This window comes from Flavobacterium taihuense (assembly GCF_019351435.1).
GTDB classification, from domain to species: domain Bacteria; phylum Bacteroidota; class Bacteroidia; order Flavobacteriales; family Flavobacteriaceae; genus Flavobacterium; species Flavobacterium taihuense.
Genome location: NZ_JAHWYN010000012.1, coordinates 67,879 through 86,866 on the forward strand (window position 1 = coordinate 67,879; position 18,988 = coordinate 86,866).

The 18,988-nt window shown below is 32.5% G+C and carries 20 protein-coding genes; 8 read left to right on the forward strand and 12 right to left on the reverse strand.

Annotation, left to right across the window (positions count from 1 at the left end):
* Positions 1–223: 223 nt before the first annotated feature.
* Entirely contained in the window at positions 224–1,207 is a 984-nt protein-coding gene (locus KZH69_RS13755) for an alpha/beta hydrolase (RefSeq protein ID WP_219318052.1), read from the forward strand.
* A gap of 100 nt (positions 1,208–1,307) precedes the next feature.
* On the opposite strand, the gene KZH69_RS13760 is transcribed toward KZH69_RS13755, so the two are convergent.
* The 6 genes from KZH69_RS13760 to KZH69_RS13785 form a co-directional block, all read right to left on the reverse strand.
* Entirely contained in the window at positions 1,308–1,829 is a 522-nt protein-coding gene (locus KZH69_RS13760) for a hypothetical protein (RefSeq protein WP_219318053.1), read from the reverse strand.
* Positions 1,830–1,877: 48 nt separating this feature from the next.
* Complete coding sequence (locus KZH69_RS13765; RefSeq protein ID WP_219318054.1) at positions 1,878–2,411, reverse strand: mechanosensitive ion channel domain-containing protein; 534 nt, start codon at positions 2,409–2,411, stop codon at positions 1,878–1,880.
* An 18-nt stretch (positions 2,412–2,429) separates the two neighbouring features.
* Positions 2,430–3,011, reverse strand: a complete 582-nt coding sequence (locus tag KZH69_RS13770; RefSeq protein ID WP_219318055.1) for a Maf-like protein — start codon at positions 3,009–3,011, stop codon at positions 2,430–2,432.
* Positions 3,004–3,930 carry a geranylgeranylglycerol-phosphate geranylgeranyltransferase gene (locus KZH69_RS13775; protein WP_219318056.1) on the reverse strand — a complete coding sequence of 309 codons (927 nt, stop codon included), beginning with the start codon at positions 3,928–3,930 and terminating at the stop codon, positions 3,004–3,006. The genes KZH69_RS13770 and KZH69_RS13775 overlap by 8 nt, the downstream gene beginning before the upstream one ends.
* A gap of 114 nt (positions 3,931–4,044) precedes the next feature.
* On the reverse strand, positions 4,045–4,572 hold the full coding sequence (locus KZH69_RS13780) for a KdsC family phosphatase (RefSeq protein ID WP_219318057.1): 528 nt from the start codon (positions 4,570–4,572) through the stop codon (positions 4,045–4,047).
* Positions 4,556–5,317 carry a Rossmann-like and DUF2520 domain-containing protein gene (locus KZH69_RS13785; protein ID WP_219318058.1) on the reverse strand — a complete coding sequence of 254 codons (762 nt, stop codon included), beginning with the start codon at positions 5,315–5,317 and terminating at the stop codon, positions 4,556–4,558. The genes KZH69_RS13780 and KZH69_RS13785 overlap by 17 nt, the downstream gene beginning before the upstream one ends.
* 198 nt (positions 5,318–5,515) lie before the next feature.
* Between KZH69_RS13785 and KZH69_RS13790 the strand changes: the two genes are divergently transcribed.
* Positions 5,516–8,701, forward strand: coding sequence for a cytochrome c biogenesis protein CcsA (locus KZH69_RS13790; protein WP_219318059.1), 3,186 nt, complete (start codon positions 5,516–5,518; stop codon positions 8,699–8,701).
* 413 nt (positions 8,702–9,114) lie between these two features.
* On the opposite strand, the gene KZH69_RS13795 is transcribed toward KZH69_RS13790, so the two are convergent.
* Positions 9,115–9,897 (reverse strand): anti-sigma factor, encoded by a 783-nt coding sequence (locus tag KZH69_RS13795; protein ID WP_219318060.1) that lies wholly within the window; start codon positions 9,895–9,897, stop codon positions 9,115–9,117.
* Positions 9,897–10,427, reverse strand: a complete 531-nt coding sequence (locus KZH69_RS13800; protein WP_219318111.1) for an RNA polymerase sigma factor — start codon at positions 10,425–10,427, stop codon at positions 9,897–9,899. The genes KZH69_RS13795 and KZH69_RS13800 overlap by 1 nt, the downstream gene beginning before the upstream one ends.
* Positions 10,428–10,664: 237 nt before the next feature.
* Between KZH69_RS13800 and KZH69_RS13805 the strand changes: the two genes are divergently transcribed.
* The 3 genes from KZH69_RS13805 (at position 10,665) to KZH69_RS13815 (ending at position 11,975) form a co-directional block, all read left to right on the forward strand.
* On the forward strand, positions 10,665–10,856 hold the full coding sequence (locus KZH69_RS13805) for a hypothetical protein (protein WP_219318061.1): 192 nt from the start codon (positions 10,665–10,667) through the stop codon (positions 10,854–10,856).
* 181 nt (positions 10,857–11,037) lie between these two features.
* Positions 11,038–11,232 (forward strand): hypothetical protein, encoded by a 195-nt coding sequence (locus KZH69_RS13810; protein ID WP_219318062.1) that lies wholly within the window; start codon positions 11,038–11,040, stop codon positions 11,230–11,232.
* A gap of 197 nt (positions 11,233–11,429) precedes the next feature.
* A complete protein-coding gene (locus KZH69_RS13815) occupies positions 11,430–11,975 on the forward strand; it encodes a glutathione peroxidase (RefSeq protein WP_219318063.1) in 546 nt (181 codons plus the stop codon).
* Between the two features lie 289 nt (positions 11,976–12,264).
* Here KZH69_RS13815 and KZH69_RS13820 read toward each other — a convergent pair whose 3' ends face one another.
* Both KZH69_RS13820 and KZH69_RS13825 read right to left on the reverse strand, forming a co-directional pair.
* Complete coding sequence (locus tag KZH69_RS13820; protein ID WP_219318064.1) at positions 12,265–13,209, reverse strand: tRNA dihydrouridine synthase; 945 nt, start codon at positions 13,207–13,209, stop codon at positions 12,265–12,267.
* 190 nt (positions 13,210–13,399) lie between these two features.
* Positions 13,400–13,897, reverse strand: coding sequence for a GNAT family N-acetyltransferase (locus KZH69_RS13825; RefSeq protein WP_219318065.1), 498 nt, complete (start codon positions 13,895–13,897; stop codon positions 13,400–13,402).
* A gap of 98 nt (positions 13,898–13,995) precedes the next feature.
* Between KZH69_RS13825 and menD the strand changes: the two genes are divergently transcribed.
* From menD to KZH69_RS13840, 3 genes are all read left to right on the forward strand, one after another.
* Positions 13,996–15,657, forward strand: coding sequence for a 2-succinyl-5-enolpyruvyl-6-hydroxy-3-cyclohexene-1-carboxylic-acid synthase (gene menD / locus KZH69_RS13830; RefSeq protein ID WP_219318066.1), 1,662 nt, complete (start codon positions 13,996–13,998; stop codon positions 15,655–15,657).
* Positions 15,658–15,829: 172 nt separating this feature from the next.
* Positions 15,830–16,171 carry a DUF2853 family protein gene (locus KZH69_RS13835; RefSeq protein WP_219318067.1) on the forward strand — a complete coding sequence of 114 codons (342 nt, stop codon included), beginning with the start codon at positions 15,830–15,832 and terminating at the stop codon, positions 16,169–16,171.
* A 134-nt stretch (positions 16,172–16,305) separates the two neighbouring features.
* Entirely contained in the window at positions 16,306–17,160 is an 855-nt protein-coding gene (locus KZH69_RS13840; protein ID WP_219318068.1) for a CvfB family protein, read from the forward strand.
* 350 nt (positions 17,161–17,510) lie between these two features.
* Here the strand turns inward: KZH69_RS13840 and KZH69_RS20535 are convergent, their stop codons facing one another.
* Together KZH69_RS20535 and KZH69_RS13845 are read right to left on the reverse strand one after the other, a co-directional pair.
* Positions 17,511–17,639: a hypothetical protein gene (locus tag KZH69_RS20535; RefSeq protein ID WP_255557979.1), complete on the reverse strand. Its 129-nt coding sequence runs from the start codon at positions 17,637–17,639 to the stop codon at positions 17,511–17,513.
* A gap of 239 nt (positions 17,640–17,878) precedes the next feature.
* On the reverse strand, positions 17,879–18,730 hold the full coding sequence (locus KZH69_RS13845; protein WP_219318069.1) for a DUF3943 domain-containing protein: 852 nt from the start codon (positions 18,728–18,730) through the stop codon (positions 17,879–17,881).
* Positions 18,731–18,988 lie beyond the last annotated feature (258 nt).

Consider the following 18,988-nt stretch of genomic DNA (forward strand, 5'->3'; position numbering starts at 1 on the left):
AGTTCAACTCCAAAAATACTAATTTAATAATGGGAATATTTTGACATTATTCTAAAATTTATGTTAATGTTTGGGATTTATAGGATGTTTTTTTTTAAAAGTATGGTGTTGAAGATTAACAAATTTGATATAAAATAATAGTTTTCTAAATCAATTATTTAAAATTAGAATGCTAAATTTGAGAATGTTGTAATAAATATATTTGTATCAATAAAAAGACCCTTTGTCTACAATTAACCTAACCAAAATGAATATGCAATACGAGGAAGATGTTTTGAAAAATGGTTTCGAACAAATGACCATTATTCAACCCAATGATTTTGAAGGTAAAGTTACTGCTACTCTCATTCGGAAGAGAGGTTCTTCAAGTGTAAACAAAGCAATTTTATGCATTCATGGTTTTAATGATTATTTTTTTCAGGATATCATTGCTGAGGAATTTCTAAAGAAAGGATTTCATTTTTATGCTTTGGATTTAAGGAAATATGGGAGGTCTATTTTGCAAAATCAAAGAGCAAATAATGTGAGGGACTTATCCGAATATTATGGAGATATCGACCGCGCACTGGGCATAATTAGAGAAGAAAGAAATCAGGAAATTGTGCTATACGGCCATTCTACAGGCGGACTAATAATAACTTTGTATGCTTCGGATAGAAAAGAATCGACACTTTTTGATGTGTTGATATGTAATAGTCCTTTTTATGATTTTAATGTACCTTGGATTCAAAAGAAAACGGTTATCCCTCTACTTTCTTTTTTGGGTAGGTTAAATCCAAATATAGCTTTACCCATTGGGTTTTCAAAATTTTACGGAAAAAGTTTGCACAAAAATGATTTTGGGGAATGGGATTATAATTTGAAATGGAAACCTCATGTTGCCCCGTCTATCAACGCAGGATGGATAAATGCCATACATGATGGACATTTGAAAATTGCAAATGGTATTTCAGTTTATAAGCCTATATTGATTTTACATTCTATTCAATCAGTTAATCCAAAGCATTGGAGTGAAGAAATGTTTGAAGGAGATGCTATTTTGAATGTGGATGATATTACAAAAAAGGCGAAATTAATTGATTCTCCACACAAAGAGATCATTGGTTTTAAAGGTGCTATACACGATTTGGTATTATCCAGAAAACCAGTACGGAATTTGGTATTTGAAACTATTTTTGAGTGGTTGAATAAGTATATGAAAAATTAATTGTCTGTATAAAAGCAAAAAAAAAACTATAACATTTTGAGATTTTAATAAAAAAAGAGCACCATGTATAGTGCTCTTTGTGTTCAATGGAAATATAAGATTAATGTTTACCTCCTTTGCCATTTCCATTATTTCCTTTTCCTCCATGATTGTCGTGATGTCCATTATCATGATGGTCGTTATCATGATTGTCATGATCTTCATAACGTACTTTGTATTCTCCTCTATTTTTTTGAGGTTTCCCTTTATATCCTTTATAGTATTTCACTTTGTGTGTATTGAAATATGTATAAGGGGCATGACCATGATAATCATTCAAAACTACTTTGTAGCCATGATATAAGTCGTAGTTTCTACAATGGCTTGGTAAATATCTGGAACGGATCCATTGTCCATTTCCAAAATAAATATACTCCGCTAATCGAATATCGTAATAAACTTGGATATCCGGTAAATAGTAATATTCTACTTCATCATAACCGACAGGTCCCCAAACAGGAGGCGTTCCTACACGTACATTTACATTTGGGGTTCCTATGTTTACATTAACAGACACTTGAGCCTGTGTTGAACTCGCTGCGAAAAGCAGGAGCGCAATAAGAAATAATTTAATTGTTTTCATTGTATTTAAATTTAGAGTTGGGTTAAGTGATAAAAATGACATCTGAAGTTAATCAGTAAACTCGTCATTGTTGTTTGAAGGTTTTTTAATAATTGAAATCCCTTTTTGGAAAAATAAGTTATTGGGATAGATAATAATTTCTCCTTGTTTTGATCTTATGGTAACATGAAAGGCGCCAATGTCTTCTATTTCGCCTTCTTCAAGAAAATCTTTATCGTGAATTAAGATAATATCCCCAATTTTGAACGGAAACGAAAAAAACAAAATAATCCCGGAGGTAATATTACTCAAGATGGACCATTGTGCAAACATTGCTACTCCAATAACCGTGGCTACTGATGAAATTGTAATAAAAATATCTTTGGGTTGAACTCCCCAAATTAATATTAAGGTTATTAGGGCCAAAATAGTAATCAAAATATTAATATATTTGATAACCAAATTGGTTCTTCGTTCAATAATATGACTTGTTTTGGCATAACGTCTTACTAATTTTGAAACAACAGTGCGAGACAAAAAGACAATCACTAATAAAACTCCAGTACTAATTTGCTCTTTTAGATATTGATCAAAGAAATCCATTAAATTTTTTATTTTTTTTTATAAATTAATTAAATAATCATACACTTTGTCCGTTGGCATTCCCATTACATTGGCATAAGAACCTTCAATTTTTGAAACTCCGATAAAACCAATCCATTCCTGTATTCCGTAGGCTCCTGCTTTATCATAAGGTTTGTAATTATCCAAATAATAAAGAATTGCTTCATCGGTTAACGTATTAAAGGTAACTTTTGTTGTTTCATATATCAAATTTGAAGACAAATTTGTCTTAAAACAAACCGAAGTAATGACTTCATGCGTCGAATTTGATAATGACTTTAAAATTTCAAAAGCATCTTTATAGTCCTTAGGTTTACCTAAAGCACAATTTTTGTGCCAAACTATCGTGTCACTTGTGATTAAAATTTCATTGGGTTGCAATTTACCTTCAAAAGCATTGGCTTTCAGTTGTGCGAGGTAATTTGTGATTTCTTCGGCTTTCAATTCGGGCGGAAAAATTTCTTCAATTTCTTTCAATCGAATTTCAAAATCCAAATCTAAATCCTTAAAAAATTGTTGTCTTCGAGGAGAACCCGAAGCTAATATGAGTTTGTAGTTTTTGAGTTTTTCTTTAAGCATGGTGAAGTATATTATAGGTAACAATGGCAATAGAGAAGAGTCCGAATAAAATAATGAGTTTTAAAACCGTACTCAAATGATGAAAATCTTGGCTTTTTTTTGCATCAGCCATTTTAACGGCAAAATAAATTAATGGAGCCACGATACATATTAAGGTATATAGTGTTGCAACATACAAATCAAAAGCAAAAAAATAGTTTTTGATATAGAAGATCACCAATACCAGCGGAATTAAACTCAAAATCAACACTAATTTCGATGTTCGGCTGATGCCCAAAGCAATAGGTAATGTATTCATTCCCTGATTGTAATCGCCATTGACATCTTCGAGGTCCTTTACAATTTCTCTAATAAAATTAATGACAAAGGCAAATAAGGCATAATCTAAAAGAACGGAAAACAGTTCGGACATAACGATTTGGTTTTCAGGATTGATTACAGGTAAAAGATCAAAAATTGGAATGATGAGTACACTAAACGCCAATAAAAGTGCTACAACAAAATTCCCTACAAGTAGCATTTGTTTTAGGCTTGTGGCATAAAGATATAAAGTCGCCGATATGATAATAAAGATGGCTGCAAAGCCAGGTTTTGCAATCACATTCGACAAATAAAATCCAACACCAACGCCCAAAACGGTACAAGCAAAATAAATAGTATAAGCATTAGTTTCGGATATGCTTTTACCTACAACCACTTGATTGGGTTTGTTGTCATTGTCGGTTCCCTGATCCATAATATTGTTAATCACATAACCACCTGCAGCAATCATCACTGTAGCAAATACTAGTAAACAGTATTGCCAATCGTTTAGCGCTAAAGGAATATTTTGAAATTTTAAAAAACCATAACGAAAAAGGAGCTGCATTAATGCAAGCATTAGTAGGTTTTGGTAACGTATGAGTTTGAGATACTTCATGCTAAGTGGTTCAATAGTTGGTTATGAGTTGTGAATTAGAAATTATGAATTAAAAAAATCTTAACTCTAAAATCTACAATCTTAATTCTGCAATCTTAATTCTGCAATCTAAAATTAATCAAGTTTCCCGTCAAAATAAGCCATCCATTTTCCTTGTACTTTCATTACTTGCTCAATCACATCACGTGCAGCACCTTTGCCACCATTTTTATGCGAAATATAGTTAGAAATAGCTTTGATTTCTGGACTTGCATCTTGTGGACAAGTAGGTAATCCTACTAATTTCATCACATGATAATCTGGAATATCATCACCCATATACAAAACTTGTTCTGGGTCAATGGAGTAAACATCAGTATATTCTTTAAACGTTTCCACTTTGTCGGGAGTTCCTAGATGAATATCGGTAATTCCTAAATTACGGAGTCTCACTCGGACACCTTCGTTGCTTCCACCTGAAATGATGCATACATGATACCCACTTTCAACGGCAGCTTTCATAGCGTAACCATCACGAATATTCATTGTTCTAAGGATTTCACCTTCATTGGTGACAAAAACAGAACTGTCAGTAAGTACGCCATCTACGTCAAACACAAACGTAGTAATATCATTCATTATTTCTTTATAGCTTTTTGCCATGATTTTGTATAGATTGGGTTAATATTTTATAAATAGTAGATTGATTTTCATTGGATAAAAAGGATTCATGTGCCTCAATTGTCGAAATGTCATTGCGTTTTGCGGGACCGGTTTGGGCATCTTTGGGTGAAAGCGTCAAAAGTTTTTCGGCAGTTTCAAGAATTAGCGGTTTCAGAATGTCAAAAGGAACATGATTTTCCTGGCAAATGTCGTTTCCTAATTGGTACAAATAATTAGTGAAATTATTCACAAAAACTGCTGCCACATGCAGGGCTTTTCGTTGATGTGAATCGATTTTGTAAACATTGTCAGAAATAGAAGAGGCTACTTTTTCTAATAAGGCATAATCGTTTTCAAACTGGGTTTCCAGACAAAAAGGAATGGTTTTAAAATCAATTGGTTTTCCTTTGGTAAAAGTTTGTAAAGGATAAAAAACACCTTTGTGATTCTTGTCGCTTAGCGAACTCAAAGGAGCACTTCCGGATGTATGGACAACTAATCGATTCTCGAAAGGCAATTGAGATGAAACACTTGCAATAGCATCATCTGAAACGGCTATTATGTATAGGTCCGCTTCTTTCAAAGCATTCCAATCATTCGTTATTTTGTCCGAATCGAGTAGGGGGGGGATTTGTTTTTGGCTTCTTGAAAAGACTTGAATGATTTCGATAGTATTGCTTTTTGCAAAAGCATCAATCAGGTGTTGTGCTACATTTCCGGATCCTATAATCGTTATTTTAATCATTTGGCAAAATTAACAAAAAAAAATGAAGAGTTGGTTTCAATTTTTTAACTCTAGATATAACAAGGATGCGTATGATTTATTGTTTTTTGCATAAAAAAGCATCCTTAATTTTGGATTAAATTAACAATTGTGCTTTAAAAGAAGTGGACAATTTTGAGTACTTTTGCCACACTTTATTAAACTGAAATTTACTTCCAAATGGATAAAAAATTATTCTCTGTCCTATTTTCTACCCGATTAATGGCTCTTTTATTCTTGACTTTTGCAATTGCAATGGGAACAGGAACTTTTATTGAAAGCAAATACAATACCGATACAGCTCGAATTTTAGTGTATAACACTTGGTGGTTTGAAGCTATAATGGGATTTTTTATGATTAATTTCATTGGGAATATCAAGCGTTATCAATTGCTTAAAAAAGAAAAGTGGGCGACTTTGATGCTTCATTTGGCTTTTATATTCATCATTGGCGGAGCTTTTATTACGCGTTACATTAGTTTTGAGGGAATGATGCCAATACGAGAAGGCGCTGCCGAAAATCAATTTTATTCTGACAAAACATTCCTGACTCTTTTTGTTGACGGAGAGTACAAGGGGGAAATGAAACGCAGGGTTTTTGAAAAGGCGGTTTTGTTATCGCCAGTTACTGATAATAATTTTACAATTAAAGGTGATTTTGCAGGAGATTCATTTGAAGTAAAATACGAAAAATACATTATGGGTGCCAAAGAATACGTAAAACCCGATCCAAAAGGGAGTTTGTATTTTAAATTGGTAGAAGCAGGTGCAGGTGGTCGTGAAGAACATTTCTTGAAAGCAGGAGAAGTACAAAATATTCATAATGTACTTTTTTCTTTAAATAAATTTACTGAAGGTGCAATCAATATTAATACTACAGGTGAAAGTTATACCATTCAAATGCCTTTTGAAGGTGATTTTATGCGAATGGCAGATAAGCTACAGGGAAAAGTGGTAAAAGATGTTGTGCAGCCTTTGATGATGCGATCCTTATACAGCATTGGGGATATTCGTTTTGTATTTCCGGAGCCAGCAGTTACCGGTGTAATTGATTATGAAACTAAAAATGATTTCAAGGAAAAAAGTCATGAAGATGTTTTAGTGGTTAAGCTTATCGTCAATGGCAAAGACGAATTGATAACCTTATTGGGATCTAAAGGAAAAATTGGTGATTCTAAAACTGTTAAAATAGGTGAAAAAGATTATACTTTTTTCTATGGAAGTAAAGCCTATGTTTTGCCTTTTAAGATAAAACTAAATGATTTTATTGCTCAAAAATACCCAGGAACCGAGAAAAGTTATTCTTCTTTTGAAAGCCAGGTTACTGTTCAGGATTCTGTTAAACCATTTGATGCCAGAATTTATATGAATCACGTATTGGATCACGGAGGCTATCGTTTTTTTCAATCATCATTTGATCCGGACGAAAAAGGAACGGTTTTGTCCGTAAATCACGATTATTGGGGAACTACCATAACTTATATTGGTTATTTTATGTTGTTTTTTGCAATGATGGCGATTATGTTTACCAAACATTCCCGCTTTGCTGATTTGAAAAGAAAATTAGAAGTAGTGAAGGATAAAAAAGCAAAGTTGATGACAATTTTGGTATTGTTGTTTAGTTTGACTGGTTTTGCACAACAGCATAATCATTCTGAAGATGAAACCGAACATTCGCATAATGAAAGTACAGGTCATGTACGAATAAAACCAACCCAAATGCAATTGGATTCGGTGTTGACAGCTTATACAGTTACACCAGAACATGCAGCAAAATTTGGAAGGTTGGTTATACAAGATGCTGGTGGCAGAATGAAACCAATTAATACTTTTTCATCTGAATTGTTGCGTAAAGTAAGTCACTCGGATACTTACAATGGAATGAACTCTGATCAGGTATTTTTGTCAATGACGCAAAGCGCCCAATTGTGGATTGAAATTCCGCTTATTTATATCAAGCCTGGAAACGACAGTATTCGCAAAATTATTGGAGTTGACTACAAAGATAAGTATGCTCCTTTCATCTCTTTCTTTGATGAAAAAGGCAATTATAAATTATTACCTTATTTGGATGCCGCGTATAAAGCCGGGAATCCAAATCAGTTTGAAAAAGATTTTATCGAAACCGATAAGAAGGTAAACTTGATGGAATCGGCTTTGAGCGGAAGCATATTGAGGATTTTTCCAATACCGAATGATCCGGGCAATAAATGGATTTCGTATCTAGAACTGGAGCATGCTGGTTTAAAAGGAATGGATTCTACCTATACCAAAAGTATTTTACCTCTTTATTTTGGAACACTAGGTCATGCGATCGAAACCAAAAATTATAAAACGGCCGATGAATTATTGGAAAGCATCAACGGTTTTCAAAAAAAGTTCGGTAGCAAAGTAAGACCAAGTGACGATAAAATTAATTTGGAAATTACTTATAACAAATATGATTTATTGCAAAAATTACCTTTTGCCTATCTATTTGCTGCTATTTTGATGTTGTTTTTTACTATTCTTAAAATCTTTAAAGAGTCTAAACTATTAAATATTTTTGTGAATTCGATGCACGTAATTATTGCTTTGCTTTTTGTATTGCACACAATCACATTGGGAGCGCGTTGGTATATATCGGGGCATGCACCTTGGAGTAATGCTTATGAAGCTATCGTTTATGTGGCTTGGGCGACGATGTTCTTTGGGTTGGCATTTGATATTAGATCAAAATTAACAGTAGCTTCGGCGGCGTTTGTAGCTGCGATGATACTCGCTGCAGCTTATGCCAACTGGATTGATCCGGAGATTGCCAACTTGCAACCCGTTCTTAATTCCTATTGGCTGATGATTCACGTGGCAGTTATTGTGGCCAGTTACGGACCATTTGCTTTGGGAATGATATTAGGTTTTGTGTCACTGGTTTTAATCTTTTTTACCAATGAAAAGAACAAAGCCAAAATGGATTTGAATATCAAAGAAATTACGTATATCAACGAAATGTCATTGACGATAGGTTTAATAATGTTAACTATTGGAAACTTCCTTGGAGGACAATGGGCTAATGAAAGTTGGGGGCGTTACTGGGGATGGGACCCAAAAGAAACTTGGGCATTGATCAGTATTATGGTGTATGCTTTTGTGATTCATGCTCGATTTGTGCCTTCATTGAGAGGAAAATGGATATTTAACTTAATGAGTATGTTTGCGTTTATCTCTATTTTGTTCACTTATTACGGAGTTAACTTTCATTTGGTGGGATTACATTCATACGCTAGTGGGGAAGCACATTCATTGAGTTGGATTTGGTATTCATTAGGAACAATTTCTTTAATTGGAGCTATTACTTATCCAAAATACAGAAAGTTTTATAAGAAGTAGCTTCAGTAATTGTCTTAAAATTAAAAAAGGTTCAGCTTAACTGTTGAACCTTTTTTTATAAAACCTTTTCAATTGCTGTAAAGTCTTAATAATTAAATGCTGAAAAACTTACTTTCTGTTAATATAGTTGTAATTAATCGATTAAATATGAATTTTATAGATTTTTTTAGTGTTTTATTATTATCTTTAAATATCTATTCAAAGGTAATTTTATTAGGTATTTTTATATTTTAAATATCAGTAGGTTATGTTTTACATTGGGGATCTCCTAATAAAATTATCAATTATTTGGTTAAAAGATGTTCTGAAAGGAACATCTTTTTTTTTTTAGCATTAAATATTAAAAAAAAAAACACTCATTTCAATAGCTATTGAAATGAGTGTTTTTGAGAAAAAGGTTTCGTCAACTGAAACTAAACTTTTCCAAGTGTGTACAATTGTTCCATTGTTGGTGTCAAACTTCCTCCTGCAGGTTCTAATGTAATTCCGAAAGCTTCTGCACTACCAACATCTTCAACTGCAAATATTTTTTGATTATTAGTATTGTAATCTTCTAACAAACCAATACTTGTAGGGGTTAACGGATTCAGTTTTAAGGCCCAAACCTGATAAACCATTCCTTTTGGCGGTTCAGGTAATCCAGCTGCATCTACGTAAACTACTTTGGTTTCTTTGTTCCAATAGACTTTAGCAAATGACTTCGGATTTACAGCCTGTCCGCTAAGGGCCACCACTGTATTTTTTTGATCTCTAATTACTGCTAAACTAGTTTCTGCTGCTTTATTTTTTTGTTCTAAAAAGTTTAATTCTTTAGTGAGTTTCTCTTTTTCGTTACCAATAGTCACTACTTGATTATTGGTTTGTCCTAATTTTTGGTACTGGTAACCGATTCCAATCAATAATAGAATGGCTGCAGCCCAGCCCATATAATTGGACCAATTTCTCTGTTTCATTTGGATAACACGAGAATGTTTGAGTTCGAGTTTGGCTTTTATCTTTTCAAAATTGGCAACCGAATGGAAAGGAGAAAAACTAGAGGATAAAGCAACAATTCCTTTCTCAATAGCTATGATTTCATCGTTTATTTCGGGATGATTTTTTGCCATAGTACTCACTTCTATGTTTTCGGCTTCACTGAGTAAACCGTACACATAAAGTTCTAAAATGCCTGATTCTATATATTCTTTTGTATCCATTATAGTTTCAAATATAGTCTTAAATCGTTAATACAATTTCTGTTTTGTGTCTTTACGGTACCAAGAGGAATCGCCAATTCGTCTGAAGCTTCCTGTTGGGTGTATCCTTTAAAAAAAAGTAAATCTATAATTTGAATACATTTTGGTTTTAGTTTTTTGACAAACTCCTGAATCCCAATTGTATCGATTTTGTTTACCAGTTTATTGCTGTCGTCTAAGAGATGTACGAAATTATCGGAAGAAAGGTTTTTTTGACTGTCATTAAAATTTTTGGATCTTAATTTATCTATTGAAGTGTTTCGGGCAATATTGAGTATCCACGTATAGAATCGCCCTTTACTCTCGTTATAGGAATCAATATTTTTCCATATTTTGACAAATACTTCTTGGAGTACGTCTTCAGCTTCTTCTCTGTTTTTTACCAATACGTTAATTACCGAAAATAGACTTTTGGAATACATATCATAGAGATAGGTAAATGCTTTTTCATCTTTCTGGTGAATTAAAACTAACAATTCATCTTGAGTCATATTATCTTTTTTAGTGGTTACAAACATATACAATTCCTTTAATAAATAGCAGATTATATTTCTTAATGCAACAACTTTGTTTTTTTTGAAATAAAATTATATATTTTTTTCGTTTTTAAAATACTGTTAATCAAATAAATGAAAAATATTTTAATTTTTCATTCACTTTTTTAGTACCAAAATGCATCCAATTCCGTAAATGCTTTTATAACTTTTACATTATAGCAAAATAAAAAAATGTTATTAGGTTTATCACTAGTGGTGATCTCAGGCTTAATTTTAGTAGCAGGGGATTTCATTGATGTTTGGGAACGATGTCAGGATATGGCAGTGACATTAAGTTCAAATGCAACAACAATGGCAACGTTTAAAGAAAATGTTAAGGTAGAGTTTAACATCGGCAAGATAGGAGGTAATATTCAAGATTGAGGAATTCGCTACCAGCTAAGTATTTTTTTCTTTTTCAATTCGATTCCAATTATACGCAAGCAAGAGGCATTAATGAGCCTCATGAGGAAGATATATTCCACGGACTCTCGATTTTACTTCTACGGGAAGTTTAGGTTTTCAATACTCGAAATTTTTTTTGGGTGGTTTACATTAAAGATTTATGAAAGACCTCCCGGCCAATGAATATAATTCGATAGTAACAGACGGCTATTTTATAACCGATTTTATTATCAATTATACCTTCAAAAAGATGGTCTTTGGAGTGACGGTTGAAAATTTATTTATTTCGGAATGGAATGAAAATCAACTTATCACAGAATCCAGATTGAAGAACGAAACGAAACGGCCAATATAGAAGAAATTCATTTACACCAAGAGCAGCATTTTTCTTGAAAGTTGGAATGATTTATAAATTTTAGTCCTAAATTTAATTTCTTTGAAACCCTAGTATGTTTATTGATGCTGGATTTTCTGTTTTAATTAACTTTTGTTCAAGTAAAATAAATTATGATAACATAAATAAATGCTTAATTTTATATAAAAATAAAATCTATGAAAAAAATAGTAGTAGCGATTTGCGCGATGTTCTTTTTTAGTATCCAAATTCAAGCACAAGTGAAACAAAACATTTATCAATTTAAAGTCGAAGATTTATCAGGAAATACTTTTGATTTTGCTTCGTTAAAAGGTAAAAAAGTATTAATTGTCAATACCGCTTCTGAGTGTGGTTATACACCTCAATACAAAGAATTGGAAGCCTTGTACAAACAGTATAAAGATAAGGGTTTTGTAATTGTTGGATTCCCTGCCAATAACTTTGGTGGTCAAGAGCCAGGAACCAATGCAGAGATTAAAACATTTTGTCAAGCCAATTATGGTGTGACTTTCCCTATGATGAGTAAAGTTTCTGTAAAAGGGGATGATATGTGTGAAATGTATAAATTTTTGACTCAAAAAGCTAAAAATGGTGTTCAAGATTCTAAAGTAGAGTGGAATTTTCAAAAATACCTTATAAACGAAAAAGGAGAATTAGTTAAGGTATATCTTTCTAAAGTAAAACCAATGGATGAAAACATTGTAAATTGGGTAAAAGGATAAATTCCACAGTTATCAATCAAAAAAAAGAGAGTTTGCTAGTCAAGCTCTTTTTTTATGGTATTTAACTAACAAATCAACCTGTTGGGTGAAAATATTTTTTACCACGTAGAAACATAGAATTTGTATTTTTTAAAAGAAAAAAATAGACGTTTTACTATTCACATAGCTATTCTATGTGTGAAATAGCGCTATTTCTATTTATTCTTTGCCTATTTAGCATTAATCTATGGTTCTATGTGGTTAAATTTTTACTTTATTTGGATTTCACCCAACGGTTTAAAAATCAAAACTACCCTTTAGCAATAACTTCTTTAACGGTAGCTTCGTAATTGCGAATGCTTTTGGATTTTTTAATGTTTTTGTGGACCTTATGTGGATCTGAAAATATACCCGAAAAGTATTCCCATAAATGATGCATTTTCAATAGAATATGAGTTTGTCCGGATAATGATTCACTATATCCCTGGTAGAGTGTGTCATGAAAAGCACTGAACAATTCCATTTTGTTTTTGGGATATTCTAAAGCATTGCTTTTAATCATACTCGGCAAAAAAGGATCGGCGATCAATCCTCTCCCAATCATCCAATGGTCAATGGAGGGAAAGCGTTCTCGCATTTCATGAAATTTGCCCACGGTAGTAATATCGCCGTTATAGTACAATTTGTGTTTGGTGTTATCGATACATTGCTGAAATGCGTCCAAATGCACTCCACCTTTATACAGTTGTTTACCAATTCGGGCGTGAATGGCAATATTCTTAATGGGGTATTTATCCAAAATAGGCAAAACATCGAGAATTTCTTCAGTGGTATCATATCCCAAACGCATTTTCATAGACACGATAATGTCGGTTTCGTTATGGGCTCTTTCCAGAATATGATTGATTTTTTCGGTATTGCTGATAAGTCCGGAACCCATACCGGATTTCGTCACCATTGGATACGGACAACCTAAATTCCAGTTTAATTCTTTATAACCAAGTTCTTTTACATATTTAGCCACAAATAAAAACTCATCGGCATCATTGGTGATTATTTGCGGAATTACCTCAAGACCAATGTTGTTTTCAGGAAGCAAATCGCGTTCGTAAGAAGATTTTATAACCAATTTTCCGTTCAAACGAATATATGGCGAGTAATAAGTGTCGATTCCGCCAAAATATTTATGGATGGCATTTCGAAAACGAAAATCGGTAAACCCTTGTAAGGGAGAAGAAAGCAAAGTAAAGCTCATAGTAGTTGTAAAAACGCAAAGATACTATTCTTTATACGGTTATACTTTTAGACTTGATTTTATTCTAGAAAAATTATAAATTTGACATTCCCTATGGTTATAGGGATTCACAGATTTTCACAAACGAATCTGTGTCAATTTACTTCGTCAGTTCACTGTCGCTCGGGTGTGAAATCTGAGTTTAAAAATTTTACTCCAAAATCAATTGCATAAAAACCGAATGTAACCAACGATCAAATTTATAACCGGATTCTTTGATTATTCCAACGGTTTTAAATCCAAATTTCTCGTGAAAATCAACACTGCTTTGATTTTCAGAATCGATCACTGCAATCATAGTATGTAATTTTTGGCTTTTGGCCAATTGGATTAATTCGTATAATAGCAATTTTCCAATCCCTTTTCCGTGATAATCTTTATCTACATAAACAGAATGCTCTACAGTATATTTATAAGCTTCTCGAAATCGGAATTCACTATACATACCAAAACCTACTACTTTACCATCCAGTTTTGCTACAATTATTGGAAAATGTTTATTGATTTTTTCTTCTAATATTGCTTTTTGCTGTTCGTAAGTTCGAATGTTGTAATCGTACAAGGCAGTTGAGTTTAGAATATTATAATTGATAATATCCAATATGGCTTGTGTGTCTTCGGTTTGATATGGTCTTAGTTTGATTTTCATCTTTAGCTATTTATTGTTTTCAAATTTAAGAAAAATAGCCCGAAATGAACGGAAATGCAATCGCAAGTTTGTAACTTTGTAATCAGAAAAATATACAAATGATTTACCCCAAAATACCTTTAGCACAGAGCATCCTTCGAATTTTTTTAGCCAAAGAAATCACCAACATTATCATATCTCCAGGTTCAAGAAATGCGCCTCTTACTATAGGTTTTGCTAGTAATCCTGCTTTTCAATGTTACAGCATTGCCGACGAGCGTGCCGCTGCTTTTTTTGCTTTGGGAATAGCGCAGCAAACCCGAAAGCCTACCGTACTTGTTTGTACTTCTGGATCGGCATTGTTGAACTATTATCCTGCTTTTGCAGAAGCATTCTACAGCCAGATTCCGTTGATTGTGATTTCGGCAGACAGGCCGCAAAGCAAAATTGATATTGGTGATGGACAAACCATTCGTCAGGAAAATGTATTTGCCAATCATTCTTTATATAATGCCAATTTATTGGAAACAGTCTCGGAAGAAAACGATTGTAAGATAAATGAAGCCATCAATACTGCTATTGATAAAAAAGGGCCTGTTCATATCAACGCTCCATTTGAGGAGCCATTATATGAAACGGTTTCCGAACTGAGTGTTAACAGTGCAGTTTTTGCTTCAGCAAAAGTACCTCAGATGATTGAAACCAAAGACTTGCAGGAATATGCTACTCTTTGGAATAAAGCTACCCGAAAATTGATATTGATAGGAGTAAACGATCCTAATGCAATTGCTAAAAATGCGATTGATGCTTTTGCAAATGATGAATCGGTTGTTGTGATGACTGAAAATACTTCGAATGTCTGTCATCCAAATTTTATAAGCAATATCGACACTATTATTACCCCCTTTACAGCAGAAGATTTCGAGGCTTTTCAACCTGAAATTTTAGTCACTTTTGGCGGAATGGTTGTTTCCAAGCGTATTAAAGCTTTTTTGAGAAAATACAAACCCAAACACCATTGGCACATTGATACTTTGAGGGCCTATGACACATTTGGTTGTTTGACTCGTCATTTTGAAGTTGATCCTAATACTTTTTTTAATGTCTTTTTGCCTTTAACAACAAAAATTGACAGTAATTATTTTGCTCAATTGAATGCGGTTAAAGCCTTACGCAAAGAAAAACACGAAATCTATTTGTCTAAAATACCTTTTACTGATTTCAAGGTTTTTGAGAAAGTGATTTCAACTTTGCCTCAAAACAGTCAATTGCAAATTAGTAACAGCTCTGCTATTCGTTATGCTCAATTAATTCCTATTGACCCTTCAATCGAAGTGTATTGTAATAGAGGGACCAGCGGAATTGACGGGAGTACTTCAACCGCTATTGGTGCGGCTGTAGCCAATGCAAAACAGACAGTTTTTGTAACAGGAGATATTGGTTTTTTATACGACAGCAACGCCCTTTGGAACAATTACATACAGAAAAATTTTAAAATCATTTTGATTAATAATGGAGGTGGCGGTATTTTTAGAATTTTGCCTGGACACGATGAAACGCCAGTTTTTAATACATTTTTTGAAACTTCACATAGCTTGACTGCTGAACATTTAGCCAAAATGTATGGATTGGATTATGTGATTGCCAATGATGAGATGAGTCTGTCCAAAGGATTGGATTCTTTATATGCCCAAAATGATAAACCAACTATACTAGAAGTTTTTACACCTACATTAGAAAATAACACCGTTTTATTGCAGTATTTTAAAGAGTTAGTCTAATTGTGCTATTTTACTTAAATATACGGCAGCATGGACTCCTGCTGAATAATATGTTTTTTCTTTTTTAAAATCAAAATTTTATGAAAAAATAATGAATAAAAATCGCACAGTTTGATAATAAATCATTAAATTTGAGGTAGTTGTAATAAATGCAAACCTTAAATATATTTTTATGAGTGCAAAAGACAAATTAATTGTAAAGTATGCAGCAGACCTGAAAGAAAAATGTGGGATTACTCCAGATATGGATTTATTGGTAAAAGTAACAACAGGTTGTGGTCCTTCTATATACAATCCGGATTCTTCCATTATAGCAGGAACACAACAATCTGAAATTGCTACGGTAAAAAATAATTTTTTGATTAAAAAATTAGGTTTATCAGACGGACCCGAACTTCAAAAAGGAATTGATGCTGTTTTGGAACAATATGGAAAATCAAATAAAAATAAATACAGAGCCGTTTTTTATTATTTATTGGCGCTGCATTTTGGTAAAGAAAGTGCTTACAATTAAAATTATTAAAATCATTTAAAAAGCGTCTTTCCAAGACGCTTTTTTTATTGAGAATGTTTTTATAAATCTCATTTTCAAAGTTCGTACCTTTGCACATTAAACTTAGTTGGAAACAACTTAGAATCTCGATAAAAATGATTGAAATAGGAAAATACAATACGCTAACGATATTGCGTGATACCAAAGTGGGTTTGTTTTTGGGCAACCCAGAAAAAGACCCAGAAGGAATACACGATATACTTTTACCTAATAAATATGTGCCCAATGAATTTGAAATAGGCGAGGAGCTTATTGTTTTTGTGTATTTGGATCATGAAGAACGCCCAGTTGCCACAACATTGGAACCTTATATACTTTTGAATGAGTTCGCTCTTTTACGTGTGAATTATATCAACCAAATAGGTGCTTTTATGGATTGGGGTATGGAGAAAGATATATTGGTTCCGTTCAAAGAACAAGCTCGTCCTATGGAGAAGGGAAAACGTTATTTGGTCTATCTTTATATGGATGAAAAAACCAACCGTTTGGTGGCATCCAGTAAGTTGAACCAGTTTTTAAAAAACGACCACCTTACTGTTGAAAAGGGTGAAGAAGTCGATTTAATCGTTTCGCATATTACTGAATTGGGAATCAATGTCATCATCAATGAAAAATACAAAGGTTTGTTATATAAAGACGAAGTTTATGACGACGCTATTCGTACAGGAGATCGTATGCGAGGATATATCAAGAATATAAGACCAGATAACAAGATTGATGTTTCGTTGCAAATTCAAGGCTATCAAAGTATAGAGCCTAATGCCGAAAAGATTCTGGACGAATTAAGAGCCAGTAAAGGATTTTTGCGTTTAACAGATAATTCGCATCCAGAAGACATTAAAACAGTTTTAAAGATGAGCAAAAAAACCTTTAAAAAAGCTATTGGTGCTTTGTATAAAGAAAAATTAATTGAGATAAAAGAAGATGGAATCTACTTGGTTAAGGAATAATGCCAATATAAGTGGTATAAAAAAAGAAAGACTAATCATTTTGATTAGTCTTTCTCTTTTTACTTTTGTTTGTACCTTATAGATATAAACAAAAATAAAACATTTTCCTACATTTTAAAAAGTATATTCAAGCACCTTATATACTTAACGTATATCTTATACAAGTAACTATAAAGTGTAAATCACTTTATTAAATGGCTTGTCTATAAATCAAAACAGTTACTTTATGTAGTAAGGTATAAATTTCACAATAAAACCATTGGTTGATTATACATTTAAAGTTTACAATCAATAATGTTATACTTGCATAAAGTAGTTGGATTGTAAATCTTTTACTTAACCTTTAGGTGTTACTTTTTATTAATTACTATTTGGGCAAAAGCTTTATTTATTTGCCAATATTTTGAAATAGTTTTTAAAAAAAATATATAATTTAAAACCATCAAAATAGAAGCGACAATAATTTCAAATTCACTCAAAAAATCATTTTTTAGGTTTATAAATCAGTGAAAAACTCTGTGCTAATCTGAATTAATAACTAACGTTGGTTTAACTATAGAATAATGATTAGCATGAGTTAAAAGTAATCAATAATTTAATTTATGATTGTTAAAAAAAAATATATTTATTTTCTTAATTTGAACTTTAACACTTTTGTTTTTTATTGAAAGAAATAATTTAATAATTTGATATGCAGTTTATTGTAAATTCGTATTAATTAAAATTGCATACTAAAATTGAGTCCCCAAATGGCTTTGTCTGCTCCTTTATCAAAACCTATTGGTGCCAAATTTAATTGTGTTGTTGTTTCTTTGTAACCAAAACTGTCTAATAAAGTATTGAAAGGATCTATCAAAAATAATGAGGTATAACCTAATACTTTTGAATTCAATACTTTTTTATCGTGTCTTAAAATACTTTTTTTGGCATAGAAAAATCCTTCTCCTACCACAGAACCTAATACTGGTGTTATAATTAAATCTTGTTTAGATGGAATTTCGGCAAAGGCTTCAATTCCATACTCCCAGAAAAAAGTGGACATAAAAGCGGAGTACAAAAAGGATTCAAAAATATTGAAGCCACTACTTCTGGCAGTCATATAATAAACTCCTCCGGAATAAGGATGTGTAACCCAGTTTAAAACCCAATCATCATTGTCCCAAACTGGCCCTGCCTTTACATTTTGCTTCCATTTATAAGTAATCCCGTTTTCTTTCATCGCCTCTTTGTCCCAATTGGTGACACTCTCTGGCATAGCATAAAGTACACCAAACGCAATAACAGTTGCTCCTACATACATAGCGGTATTATAACTCAACCTGGTGTAATCTCTTTTGACAGGAGGGTAAGTGACAGTGTTCTGTTGTACTAGTGTGGTATCACCCAGAGTAAGCATATTGTACGTGCTTGTATTTTCTATATTCTCTTTCTGAGAATAAGAAGAAGCAATTGTATTTTCTGAAAGAGAGAGTGTTTGATTGGTTACAGATTGGTCTATTTGTTGTGAAAAAGTAGTATTCCCTGAAAGTAAAACTAGAATTGCGAAAAGAATGGTTTTAAATGAATTCATTTTATGGATTAAATACTGTTAAAAAGAGGGCAAATACTTGTTTTGTTTAAAATTATAAAAGAGTTTTTTATCTATAACTATTGAATTGCAACCAGTTCCAGATTGAATTTGTTAAGTTTTTAAACGGCGCAAATATAATTAATTAATAGGAACATTGCGATTGTTTTTTTTATCTTAATCTTATATTAATGAAGTGAATTTTGGACTCATTGTTCTGCAAAAATCTAAATATCTAAAAAACAGTGCTATATTGCATAA

Bases quoted from the DNA above. Each gene is read 5' to 3' on its own strand.
- KZH69_RS13760 (WP_219318053.1), bottom strand. From the start codon at position 1,829: ATGAAAACAATTAAATTATTTCTTATTGCGCTCCTGCTTTTCGCAGCG.
- KZH69_RS13765 (WP_219318054.1), bottom strand. From the start codon at position 2,411: ATGGATTTCTTTGATCAATATCTAAAAGAGCAAATTAGTACTGGAGTT.
- KZH69_RS13770 (WP_219318055.1), bottom strand. From the start codon at position 3,011: ATGCTTAAAGAAAAACTCAAAAACTACAAACTCATATTAGCTTCGGGT.
- KZH69_RS13775 (WP_219318056.1), bottom strand. From the start codon at position 3,930: ATGAAGTATCTCAAACTCATACGTTACCAAAACCTACTAATGCTTGCA.
- KZH69_RS13780 (WP_219318057.1), bottom strand. From the start codon at position 4,572: ATGGCAAAAAGCTATAAAGAAATAATGAATGATATTACTACGTTTGTG.
- KZH69_RS13785 (WP_219318058.1), bottom strand. From the start codon at position 5,317: ATGATTAAAATAACGATTATAGGATCCGGAAATGTAGCACAACACCTG.
- KZH69_RS13790 (WP_219318059.1), top strand. From the start codon at position 5,516: ATGGATAAAAAATTATTCTCTGTCCTATTTTCTACCCGATTAATGGCT.
- KZH69_RS13795 (WP_219318060.1), bottom strand. From the start codon at position 9,897: ATGGATACAAAAGAATATATAGAATCAGGCATTTTAGAACTTTATGTG.
- KZH69_RS13800 (WP_219318111.1), bottom strand. From the start codon at position 10,427: ATGACTCAAGATGAATTGTTAGTTTTAATTCACCAGAAAGATGAAAAA.
- KZH69_RS13805 (WP_219318061.1), top strand. From the start codon at position 10,665: ATGTTATTAGGTTTATCACTAGTGGTGATCTCAGGCTTAATTTTAGTA.
- KZH69_RS13810 (WP_219318062.1), top strand. From the start codon at position 11,038: ATGAAAGACCTCCCGGCCAATGAATATAATTCGATAGTAACAGACGGC.
- KZH69_RS13815 (WP_219318063.1), top strand. From the start codon at position 11,430: ATGAAAAAAATAGTAGTAGCGATTTGCGCGATGTTCTTTTTTAGTATC.
- KZH69_RS13820 (WP_219318064.1), bottom strand. From the start codon at position 13,209: ATGAGCTTTACTTTGCTTTCTTCTCCCTTACAAGGGTTTACCGATTTT.
- KZH69_RS13825 (WP_219318065.1), bottom strand. From the start codon at position 13,897: ATGAAAATCAAACTAAGACCATATCAAACCGAAGACACACAAGCCATA.
- menD (WP_219318066.1), top strand. From the start codon at position 13,996: ATGATTTACCCCAAAATACCTTTAGCACAGAGCATCCTTCGAATTTTT.
- KZH69_RS13835 (WP_219318067.1), top strand. From the start codon at position 15,830: ATGAGTGCAAAAGACAAATTAATTGTAAAGTATGCAGCAGACCTGAAA.
- KZH69_RS13840 (WP_219318068.1), top strand. From the start codon at position 16,306: ATGATTGAAATAGGAAAATACAATACGCTAACGATATTGCGTGATACC.
- KZH69_RS13845 (WP_219318069.1), bottom strand. From the start codon at position 18,730: ATGAATTCATTTAAAACCATTCTTTTCGCAATTCTAGTTTTACTTTCA.